Raw genomic sequence first — 11,634 nt, forward strand, 5'->3', positions numbered from 1 at the left:
CGAAATGCTAGGCACGACAGCCCAAGGGGCGGATGCGGTTCGCATATGCCCGTGACGTTCATAGCGACGCAACAGTCATGCCCGGCGCGCTCCTGCGTGCTCGGATCGCTGCTGGGATCGCTGGTTCACACCTGCACACTGAGGGAGAGGCATGGACGAGTTCTACAACGAGGCCGGTGAGGTTGCACTCACGCTGGAGGCGACTCTTGTGAACTGCGTCGAGCAGCACTCCCGCAGCAATGCGGAGGACCTCGCGTACCGCTACATCGACTACTCCCGTGATCGTGACGGCGAGGTCAACGAGCTCACCTGGGAGCGGTTCGGCGTGCGGGTGCGCGCTATCGCCAGCCGGCTCCAGCAGGTCTCGAACAAGGGCGACCGGGTAGCGATCCTCGCGCCCCAGGGCCTTGATTACGTCGTCGCGTTCTTCGCGGCCATCCATGCCGGAACCATCGCGGTTCCGCTGTTCGACCCCGACGAGCCCGGCCATACCAATCGCCTGCACGCGGTCCTCGGCGACTGCGAGCCCGTGGCGATCCTCACCGGCACCAAGTCGGCCGCAGGCGTGCGCCAGTTCTTCCGCTCCCGCCCCGCGAGCGAGCGCCCCCGCATCATCGCGGTCGATGCCATCCCGGATTCGCTCGAGGAATCGTGGCAGCTGCCCCATCCCTCGCTCGATGACATCGCGTACCTGCAATACACCTCCGGATCCACCCGGGTTCCCGCGGGCGTGGAGATCACCCATCGCGCGGTGAGCACCAACGTGCTGCAGATGTGCGCCTCGATCGGCCTGACCGAGGAATCCCGCGGCGTCACCTGGTTGCCGCTCTTCCACGACATGGGCCTGCTCACCGTGATCCTCCCGGCGTTCGGTGGCAAGTACATCACCATCATGTCGCCCCGGGCATTCGTGCAGCGCCCGTACCGCTGGATCAAGGAGCTCGCCGCCGAGAGCGACGGCGCTGGGACGTTCGCGGCCGCGCCGAACTTCGCGTTCGAGCATGCCGCGCTGCGGGGCACGCCGAAGGAAGGCGAGACCCTCGATCTCAGCCACGTCATCGGCCTGATCAACGGCAGCGAGCCCGTCACCCCGGCATCGATGCGCAAGTTCAACGACGCGTTCGGCCCCTATGGGCTGCCAAAGACCGCCATCAAGCCGTCCTACGGCATGGCCGAGGCCACGCTGTTCGTCTCCACCCCGAACCAGGATGACGAGGCGCACGTCATCTATGTCGATCGGGACGAGCTGAACGCCGGGCGCGTCAAGCGGGTCCTGGCCGATGAGCCGAACTCGGTCCCGCAGGTCTCGTGCGGCCACGTATCGGTCAGCCAGTGGGCGGCGATCGTCGACCCGGAGACCGGCAAGGAGCTCCCCGATGAGCGCGTGGGGGAGATCTGGCTCCACGGCGACAACATCGGCCGGGGCTACTGGGCCCGGGAGAACGAGACCGTGGAAACCTTCCACAACAAGATCACCGACCGCCTCCCCGAGGGCAGCCACACCGAGGGAACCAGCCTCGACTCGCACTGGATGCGCACCGGCGACTACGGCGTCTACATCGACAACGAGCTCTTCATCACTGGGCGCGTGAAGGACCTCGTCATCGCGGACGGCCGCAACCACTACCCGCAGGACCTCGAGAACTCCGCGCAGGAAGCGAGCAACTCGCTGCGCCCCGGCTTCGTGGCCGCGTTCGCTGTGCCCGCGAACCAGCTGCCCCAGGCCGTTTTCGACAACCCGCTCAGCGGCCTCGAGCTTGATCCCGAGGACACTTCCGAGCAGCTTGTCATCGTGGGGGAGCGCGCCCCCGGCGCGGGCAAGGCTGATCCCGTGCCCATCGCTGAGGAAGTGCGCGCCGCCATCGCGTCCCGGCACGGCGTGACCGCCCGTGATGTGCTGCTCGTGCCCGCCGGATCCATTCCCCGCACGTCCAGCGGCAAGATCGCCCGGCGTGCCTGCAAGGCCGCATACATCGATGGCACCCTTCGTGGGGGCCACGCCCAGACCGCGTTCCCCGACACCTTGAGCGAGTGACGTTGACCTCAGAGCAGATGTCCGTTTCCCAGCTGGTCGATTGGATCCGCCAGTGGGTGGCCACCGCTACGGGTCAACCGTTCGACCAGATCTCGGCCGAGCGCCCCATGGAGGAGTTCGGGCTGTCCTCGCGCGATGCGGTGGCGCTCAGCGGCGAGGTCGAGGAGCTGCTCGGCATGACCCTCAGCGCCACCGTGGCGTACGAGAACCCGACGATCGGGTCGCTCGCCAAGCGCATCATCGAGGGCCCGCCGCCGAGCACGGAAACCGACGCGGACGTCATCGGCGAGCGGCCGCGGCCACTCGGCCACGTGGACATCGCGATCGTGGGCGTCGCGACACGCTTCCCTGGGGGCGCGAGCACCCCTGAGGAGATGTGGACGCTGCTCGCCGAGGGCCGCGATGCCATCACTGATCTGCCCCCGGGCCGCTGGGACGAGTACTCGGGCGACCCGGTCATCGCGGCCGCGCTCGCTGCCACCCCCACCTTCGGCGGCTATCTCGATGACGTGAAGGGCTTCGACCACGAGTTCTGGGCGATGTCGCCCCTCGAGGTGGAGAACGTCGACCCGCAGCAGCGCATCGCCCTCGAGCTCACCTGGGAAGCGCTCGAGAATGCCCGCATCCCGGCCAGCGACCTCAAGGGCCGCCAGGTCGGCGTGTTCATCGGCAGCTCCGCCAACGACTACAGCCTCCTGACCGCGAGCGACCCCACGAGCGCGCACTACTACGCGCTCACCGGCACGGCCTCGTCGATCATCCCGAACCGGGTCTCGTACACCTTCGACTTCCGTGGCCCCTCGGTCTCGGTGGATACCGCTTGCTCGTCGTCCCTCGTTGCCATCCACCAAGCCGTGCAGTCGCTGCGCCTCGGCGAGTCCGATATGGCGGTCGCGGGCGGCGTGAACATGCTGCTCACTCCGGCCGCCACGCTCGGGTTCGGGCAGATCGAGGGCGTGCTCGCCCCCGATGGCCGCATCAAGGCGTTCTCCTCCGACGCCAACGGCATCGTGCGCGGCGAGGGCGGTGGGCTCGTCGTCCTCAAGCGCCTCGACGAGGCCGAGACCGCCGGTGACCCCATCCTCGGCGTCATCAAGGGCTCGGCCGTCAATTCCGACGGCCGCTCCAATGGACTCACCGCGCCCAACCCCGAGTCGCAGGTGGCAGTGCTGCGCGCCGCGTACCGGGACGCCGGCATCGCGCCGAACCAGGTCGACTACGTCGAGGCGCACGGCACCGGCACCCTGCTCGGCGACCCCATCGAGGCCGATGCCCTCGGCCGGGTCCTCGGGCGCGGGCGCGACGAGATGCTGCCCACCCTGCTCGGCTCCGCGAAGACCAATTTCGGCCACCTCGAGTCCGCCGCCGGCGCGGCCGCGCTCATCAAGGTCATTCTCTCCATGCAGCATGACCTCATCCCGGCCACCATCAACTTCGCCGGGCCCAACCCCTACATCTCGTTCGACGATGCCAAGCTCGAGGTCGTCGACGAGATCCGCGAGTGGCCCCGCTACTCCGGCAAGGCCACCGCGGGCGTGTCCGGCTTCGGCTTCGGCGGCACCAACGCGCACCTCGTGGTGCAGGAATACGTGCCCGACGCCCGGCCCGAGCCCGGCCCCAGCGACATCCCCGTGCTCGCCGACGGCCCCTACATCTTCCCGATCTCCGGCGGCCTGCCATCGCGGCGCCGCCTGGCCGCGAAGAAGCTCCTCGAATGGCTCGAGGACGGCCCCGGCCGCGACGTGGACCTCGCCTCGCTCGCGCGCAGCCTCGCCAAGCGCAACCACGGACGGTCCCGCGCCGCCGTGGTCGCCGACAACCGCGATGACCTGATCGCTGGAGTGCGCGCGATAGCAGAGGGCAAGCCGCGCCCCGGCGTGTTCTCCTCCGACGCGCCCGCGGCCGACGGGCCCGTCTGGGTGTTCTCCGGGTTCGGCTCCCAGCACGCGGGCATGGGCCGCGCTCTCTACGAGGCCAGCCCCGTGTTCGCTGCCCGCATCGACGAGATCGATGCGCTGCTCATCGATGAGGCCGGGCACAGCGTCAAGGAAATGTTCTTCGACGAGGATTTCCGCTACCAGGTCGAGACCGCGCAGCTTGCCATCTTCGCGATCCAGGTAGCACTCGCCGCGACCCTGCGCGAGGCCGGCGCGCGTCCCGCAGCGGTGCTCGGGCACTCGCTCGGCGAGGTCGCCGCCGCAGCCGTCTCGGGCGGGCTCAGCGTGGAGGACGCCGCACGGGTCATCACCGCCCGTGCCCGCCTCATGGGCGAGACCGAGGCCGCCGTCACCGACGACAACATCCGCCGGATGGCCCTCGTCGAGTACTCCGCCGACGAGCTCGCCGCCATGCGCGACGAGTATCCCGGCGTCGAGATCTGCGTCTACTCCGCCCCCACCCAGACCGTCATCGGCGGCCCGGATGCCGAGGTCCAGGCGATCGTGGCACGCGCCGAGGCTGAGCAGAAGCTCGGGCGCGTCCTCGACACCAAGGGTGCCGGCCACACCGCGCAGATGGATCCCATCCTCGGCGAGCTCACGGCCGAGATCATGGGCATCGATGCCCGCCCGCTCGAGTGCGCCGTCGCGTCCTCCGTCCATGAGGGAACCGTCTTCCCGCGCGGGAACGCTCCCATCCACGGCGAGGACTACTGGACGAAGAACATGCGGTACACCGTGTTCTTCACCAACGCAGTCCAGAACACCGTCTCGGCCGGCCACACCACTTTCGTCGAGCTCGCCCCGCACCCGGTGGCGCTGATGTCCGTCGCTGCCTCCGCGTTCGCCAGTGGCCTCGTCGAGCCGCAGCTCATCTACACCCAGAACCGCAAGGAAGACAGCGCCGCCACGCTCGCCGGAGCGGTCGCGCAGCTCTACGTCCATGGGCACCCCGTGGCACTGTCCCGGATGGTGGCGCCCGGCGCCTACGCCAGCCCGCCCCGCACCGCCTGGCTGCGGCGCGAGCACTGGACCGCCGCCCGCGCCAGCAGCGGCGGGGACCAGCGCATGCCCGGCGCGCACGTCGCCCTGCCCGATGGGCAGCATGTCTGGGAGGTCCAGTCCCAAGCCGTCCACGACATCGACGCGCTCATCCAGGCCGCCGCCCGCGAAGTGCTGAGCGATGTCACGCTCGGCGCGGTCATCTACCACGCTGGCCTGCCCAGCAGCGGAACGCTCACCACCATGATGCATCCGCACCCCGGTGGCGCCTCGCTGCGCGTATACAGCAGGCAGGGCGAGGACTTCGTCCTGCTCGCCGACGGAGTCGTCACCGCGGGCGGCCCCCTCAGCGCCCCCGAGACCTTTGCCCGGCCAGGCGGCACCGAGCATGTGGCGAGGGCCGCCGACACCGAGCCCGCGGAGCTCCTCGCCCAGGCCCCGGAGAAATGGGACCCCGCCAGCGGCGAGCCCGTGCGCGAGCGCCTCACCCGCATCATCGCCGAAGCCATGGGCTACGCGGCCGAGGACCTGCCCGCCGAGATCTCCCTCGTGGAGCTTGGACTCGATTCACTGATGGCCGTGCGCATCAAGAACCGCGTCGAGCACGAGTTCAGCATCCCGCAGCTGCAGGTCCAGGCGCTGCGCGACGCGAGCCTCGACGATGTCGAGAAGTACCTCGTCTACGCGATCGAGAATCCCGACAAGGTCGCCGAGCTCGCCGCCGAGCAGCAAAGCGGCGCGGCCCCCGTCGACGTGGCCACCATCGAGGAAGCCCCTGCCGCGCCAGCTGTTGCGCCGGCCGAGGCCACCACGATCGGCGCAGAGAATCCCAGCGCGGAATCGCCCAGCCAGGCGACCGACCAGCGCAGCGTCACCGAGGCAGCCGGGCTCGACGTGCCACCTCGCGACGCCGCCGAGCGGCTCGCGTTCGCCCAGTGGGCCACCATCACCGGCAAGTCCGCCGGAGGCATCTTCAACCCGCTGCCCAGCGTTGACGACGCCACCGCCGAGAGGCTCGCGCAACGCCTCTCCGATCGCGCGGGCGGCGACATCACCGTCGAGCAGCTCCGCGCGGCACCCAGCATCGAGCGCCTCGCCGACCTCGTGCGCGATCACCTCGAGGGCGATGTGGGGCTCGTGCGCACCCTGCGGCCCCGCAAGGACGGCAGCACCCGCGTTCCAGTGTTCGTGTTCCACCCGGCCGGCGGATCGACAGTGGTCTACGAGCCGTTGACCAAGCGGCTCCCCGCCGACGTGCCCGTCTACGGCTTCGAGCGCATCGACGGGCCCCTCGGGGAACGCGTCGACCACTACCTTCCCGCGCTGCGGGAGATCCAGCCACACGGGCCGTATGTGCTCGCCGGATGGTCATTCGGCGGCGCACTCGCCTACACGATGGCCCACCGACTGCGCGCGGAGGGCGAGGACGTGGCACTGCTCGGCCTGCTCGACACGGTCTTCCCGTCCGAGCCGATCCCCGACACGCCCGAGGAGATCGAGCTGCGGTGGAAGCGGTTCGCCGACTTCGCCAAGGTCAACTACGGCTTCGAGCCCGAGCTGCCCATCGACAAGCTCGTCCAGACCGACGACGCCGGCCAGATCCGCATCATGCTCGACCAGCTCAAGGGCACCAACCACACGATCAGTGGCGGCATCATCGAGCACCAGCGCGCCTCCTACCTGGACAATCGCGCGGCCTGGAAGCTCCAGCCCGAGGAATACGACGGGCCAGTGGTGCTGTACAAGGCCGAGCGCATGCACGACGGTGCCGTGCAGCTCGAGCCGCGCTTCGCCAACATCGCCCCCGACGGCGGATGGGGGCCAGTGGCGCAAGACCTCGAGGTCGTGCAGCTCACCGGCGATCATCTCGGTGTGGTCGACGAGCCTGTCATTGCCCGTGTCGCCGAGCACCTCTCTGGCAAGCTTGACGAGATCGAAGCCCACCGTTCCCCAGAGTGAGGAGCTGCCGCGCGTGAACACGACAGCCGAGAAGCTTGCCGACCTGCGTGCACGCCTCGACAAGGCGCAGGATCCGGGCAACCCCCGGGCGATCGCCAAGCGCGACGAGAAGGGCCTGCCCTCGCCCCGGCAACGCATCCACGCGCTGCTTGACCACGGCACATTCGTGGAGATCGGTGCGCTCGTCAAGGCCCCCGGCTCCGCGGACAACCCCTATGGCGACGGCGTCGTCGTGGGGCACGGACTCATCGACGGTCGGCCAGTCGTCGTGTTCTCGCACGACCAGACCGTGTTCGGCGGCAGCCTTGGCGAGATGTTCGGCCGCAAGGTCTGCGCCGCGCTCGACATGGCCCTCAAGGTCGGCTGCCCCGTCATCGGCATCAACGACTCCGGTGGCGCCCGCGTGCAGGAAGCCGTCACCTCCCTCGCCTTCTACGCCGAGATCGGGCGACGCCAGATCCAGCTCTCCGGGCTCGTGCCGCAGATCTCCGTCATGCTTGGCAAGTGCGCGGGCGGCGCGGTGTACGGACCGGCCATCACCGACTACATCGTGGCCGTCGAGGACCAGTCCTACATGTTCATCACCGGCCCCGAGGTGATCCGTGCCGTCACCGGCGAGCACATCTCCGCGGAGGAGCTCGGTGGCGCCCGCAAGCAGGCCGAGTACGGCACCGTCCATCACGTCGCCAGCACCGAGGCGAATGCCTTCGCGTGGGTTCGCGGGCTCCTCGGCTACCTGCCGTCGAACTGCAACGAGCCCGGCCCCATCGTCAACCCCGACCTCGAGCCGGAGAAGACGGACTCCGACATCGCGCTCGACTCGTTCATGCCCGACGCGGACAACTCGGCGTACGACATGCATGACATCCTCCGCTACATCTTCGACGATGGCGAGTTCACGGAGATCTCCCCGGAGTTCGCCCGCAACCTCCTCGTCGGCTATAGCCGCATCGACGGCCGCACCGTCGGAGTGCTCGCCAACCAGCCGTTCCACCTCAGTGGTGCCCTCGACATCGACGCCGCCGAGAAAGCCGCCCGGTTCATCCGGTTCTGCAACGCCTTCGAGATCCCCATCGTGTGCGTCGTCGACGTGCCGGGCTTCCTGCCCGGGCTCGAGCAGGAGCGCAACGGAATCATCCGGCGAGGTGCGAAGATCCTCAACGCCTACCTCGAAGCGGATGTGCCCAAGGTGACCGTTGTGGTGCGCAAGGCATACGGAGGTGGATACGCGGTGATGGGTTCCAAGAACCTCGGGGCCGACCTCAACTTCGCCTGGCCCACCGCGCGCATCGCCGTCATGGGAGCCGAGGGAGCCGTGGTGCTGCTCAAGCGCAAGGAGCTCGCCGAGGCCGGGGAGCGCGCGCCCGAGGTGCGGCGCAAGTTCATCGACTACTACAACGAGTTCGTCGCCACCCCCTACATCGCGGCGGAGCGTGGCTACATCGACGCTGTGATAGCCCCGTCCGACACCCGCCTCGAGCTGCGCCGCGCCCTGCGCGCGCTGCGGGACAAGACCGTGCAGCGGCCGGTGAAGAAGCACACCCTGCACCCTGGCTGATTGGTTGGCTGGCTGATTGGCTGGCTGGCGTTGGTACGTCAGCGGGGCCAAAAGCACGGGAAACTGCTAAACGCGATAGAAAACTCCTGGGATTTCCGGAGGTTTCTATCGCGTTTGGCGTTGGGCGGCCAGCTCCCAGCGGTGGGCGGGCGGGCTCGTGGCTGGCGGCCAGCTCCCAGCGGTGGGCGGACGCCAAGCGGAAGGCTCTGTCGATCAGCTCTTATCGGCAGGCATCCGCGGCTTGGGCGTAGTACTCCTTGAGCGCGGGGTAGTAGTCGTCGAAGCTCGGCGCCGAGGCTCCCGTAGTGGCAGCGACGAGGTTGTCGAGGTAGTACTCCCAACCAGGACCGGTTCCACTGACGGAGTCGAGATCGTCGACATGCTGGGTGAAGGTCAGCAACGTTCCGTCGGTCTCGGTCGACAATCGAGCTTCGAGCCGCCAGCTCCCGTACTCGTCCTCCGCGGATACGGCGAGAACGTACGGTGGCTCGCACTTGTCGATCCGCATGCCGATCGGCGGGCCTTCGTCCTCGAATGTCATCGTGACGGAGATCGTATTGCCCGGCGCTGCGTCGCCTGTCCAGGTTCCGAACCAACGGCCTGTCCGTTCCGATTCAGTGATGCTGGCCCAGACATCGTCGATGTCCGCGCGGAACGAGCGCGTCAGAACCAGGTCAGGGCCGAGTGCTGTCGCGATCACCCGCCCGGTTGGTGTCTTCGTCATGCTGAGCTCCTCTTCTCCTGATGGTTGTCGATCCTCGCGCTTCGTCGGTCACGCTGGGTCCGGTAGACCTCTGTCCCCAGGGCATCCAGCGCCTGTGACCAGCTGAACCGGAAGCCGGCGAGCCAGCGATCCAGTTCCTGCAGCGGACGAGCGTCCAGGTGGTAGACCCGGGAGCGGCCGTCGTTGGTGCTGGGGGCTTCGGATACAAGCCCGCACTCGCGCAGGATGCGGAGATGCCGGCTGACGGCGGGCCTGCTGATGGGAAACTGGTCGGCGATCTCGCCCGCTGTCAGGGATGCCTCCCGGAGCATCTCCAGGATCTCCCGGCGAACCGGGTCCGCGACCGCGTGGGCTACCTTCACCCCATTAATGTAACCACATGGTTACTCATATGTCGATGGGTGGCCGCCCGGCATCGCCGTCGGTGATGGTGGCGCCTGGTGGGGTCTGTCGACCAAAAGCACGGGAAACTGCCAAACGCGATAGAAAACTCCTGGGATTCCCGGAGGTTTCTATCGCGTTTGGCGCGTTGCGGCAGGCTCGCGGTCGGCTCCCAAGCGGGCGGCCGCCAGCCACCAGCGGGCTACGGCACGATCGGGCCAGGCGACCAGAGCCCGGAGCGTGTCACTGTGTCATGCTCGATCTCGGCGGGCACGGCCTCGGGCACGAACCGGTCGTAGTCGATGAGCTCGCCCCAGTCGCGGCGCCAGTCATCGCGGAGATAGGTCGCCATGGTGGTGCCATCGTTGAGGGTGTTGGTCAGGCCGAGCGAGCCACCGGCGAAGGGGCTCTCCCAGGAGTTCGCGCCAGCGATGACGCCTCGGTCCGGGGTGATGCGGTACTCGGCGGGCTGCGCGACACCATTGATGTGCAGGTAGGGCTGCTGGCAGGGGAAGTGCAGGCCGACGGTCCAGTCGAGCAGCACTGGCTGCTCGCTGCCCACGACCTCCTGCAGCGTATTGACCTCGGGGACGCGCGGCGGTGTCAGCGCGAGCCATTGGCGTGGCTCGAAGTCCTGGTCACGGGCGACAACGCGCACCACGTCGGCCTCGGCCGGGATCTCGCTCATGGGCACGCGCAGGTTGCGCCACATGGGGGAGGGGCCGGGGTCGATCGGCTGGATGCGCCCCATCGGATCAAAGGAGTCGCCATCACGTCGCCCGTACTCGACCTCGAGCGTCTGGCCATAGTCCCGGATGCCATCAGCATCGGTGGAGTCGATCAGGCCGGCGGCCGTGACGACGAGGAGGGGCGAGTCGGGTGACCGCTCGGGCAGCTCGTACCACCCGGTGAGCAGTTCGATGACCTCGGTCTGCGAGTCGGTGAACGAGCCCAGCACGGGCACGCGGTCTGGGTCGAGCCCAAAGGGCAGGGTCACGCGGGAACCATTGATCCCGGGCTCGTCGAGGAACTCGGTGGTGATGGAGGCTCCCCCCACGCGGGGGCCATCGGGATTAATCGTGGAGGGGCCCGAGCCGTCGACGTTGACGTCCTCGGGAACGAGATCAACACGAATGCCGTTGGGGTCGAAGCCAGTATTGAGCCGCCCGGCGAATGCTTCCTCCGGATCCGCGCCGGAAGCCGAGGGGAGGAATCCGGAATTGATGTCGGACTCGACGAGCACATCGTTGGCCAGGGCGCACGGCGAACCGCGCAGCGCGTCGATGTTCGACCGGGCGATCGAGTACGCGGGGTACTGCGAGACCGCGCCCTTGGCCAGGGACAGCATCGCGAACACAACGAACGCGCTGGTGACGAGAGCGACCGGAGCCTGGAACGGCATGAGGAACCAGCGCCGCAGACCCCTGGCCTCGGTGTGGCGGAGGTACATGAATGCACCGATGACCAGGAGCACCAAGGCGATGGCAAGCACGCCGGTCGCCAGCACATAGCCGTTGATGGAGGGACGCTTGTCCCACCAGGGAACGCCGAAGCTGCCTACGTACCAGTAGCCGTTCGGGCCGGTCGCGGCGTAGGCGGCGAGCAGCAGGACGATCGAGCCGTAGAGGACCTTGTTGCGCGGCGATTGGAACAACGCCGTGGTCAGGGCGACCGCGCCGAGCGCCGCGACGGCCGCGCCGATGCCGGCGAACGCGCCGAAGTGGTGCACCCACTTGGTGGGGGTGGCGGCGAGGAAGCCGAAGGACATGAGCGTCACGGCGAGGAGGCGGATCGACGGGCCCCGTGCCATGCGGCTCTTCGAGGCCTGATGGATGATCGCCGCGCCGGCGGTGAACATCGACAGCACCATCATCAGCACCGGGATCCGGCGCGCGAGGGAGCCATCCGCGGTCTGGCTGAACAGCTCCGAGTAGCGGAAGAACTCCTCGTACCAGGCGAGGGAGGGTCCGATGGCGGTGCGGAGGCGGGAGGCCTCGGTGACGGTGGCGAGGGTCTGGTCGTAGAAGATGATGAACAG

Annotated in this window: 6 protein-coding genes; 3 read left to right on the forward strand and 3 right to left on the reverse strand. The window is 68.4% G+C overall.

From position 1 onward, the window contains the following. Positions 1–151 precede the first annotated feature (151 nt). The 3 genes from fadD32 to QC765_RS08710 are packed head-to-tail and all read left to right on the forward strand — an operon-like array spanning position 152 to position 8,491. Complete coding sequence (fadD32, locus tag QC765_RS08700) at positions 152–2,035, forward strand: long-chain-fatty-acid--AMP ligase FadD32 (RefSeq protein WP_278314043.1); 1,884 nt, start codon at positions 152–154, stop codon at positions 2,033–2,035. A gap of 17 nt (positions 2,036–2,052) precedes the next feature. Continuing rightward, positions 2,053–6,933: a polyketide synthase Pks13 gene (gene pks13, locus QC765_RS08705; protein WP_278314064.1), complete on the forward strand. Its 4,881-nt coding sequence runs from the start codon at positions 2,053–2,055 to the stop codon at positions 6,931–6,933. Between the two features lie 13 nt (positions 6,934–6,946). Continuing rightward, a complete protein-coding gene (locus tag QC765_RS08710) occupies positions 6,947–8,491 on the forward strand; it encodes an acyl-CoA carboxylase subunit beta (RefSeq protein ID WP_278314044.1) in 1,545 nt (514 codons plus the stop codon). Positions 8,492–8,711: 220 nt separating this feature from the next. Here QC765_RS08710 and QC765_RS08715 read toward each other — a convergent pair whose 3' ends face one another. From QC765_RS08715 to QC765_RS08725, 3 genes are all read right to left on the reverse strand, one after another. Continuing rightward, positions 8,712–9,215 (reverse strand): SRPBCC family protein, encoded by a 504-nt coding sequence (locus QC765_RS08715; protein ID WP_278314045.1) that lies wholly within the window; start codon positions 9,213–9,215, stop codon positions 8,712–8,714. Then, on the reverse strand, positions 9,212–9,577 hold the full coding sequence (locus tag QC765_RS08720; RefSeq protein ID WP_278314046.1) for a metalloregulator ArsR/SmtB family transcription factor: 366 nt from the start codon (positions 9,575–9,577) through the stop codon (positions 9,212–9,214). The genes QC765_RS08715 and QC765_RS08720 overlap by 4 nt, the downstream gene beginning before the upstream one ends. A 221-nt stretch (positions 9,578–9,798) precedes the next feature. Beyond that, positions 9,799–11,634 (reverse strand): arabinosyltransferase C-terminal domain-containing protein (locus tag QC765_RS08725; RefSeq protein ID WP_278314047.1); only part of this gene is annotated, 1,836 nt, incomplete at its 5' end.

Origin of the sequence: Hoyosella levis, assembly GCF_026008515.1 — a bacterium.
GTDB lineage: Bacteria > Actinomycetota > Actinomycetes > Mycobacteriales > Mycobacteriaceae > Lolliginicoccus > Lolliginicoccus levis.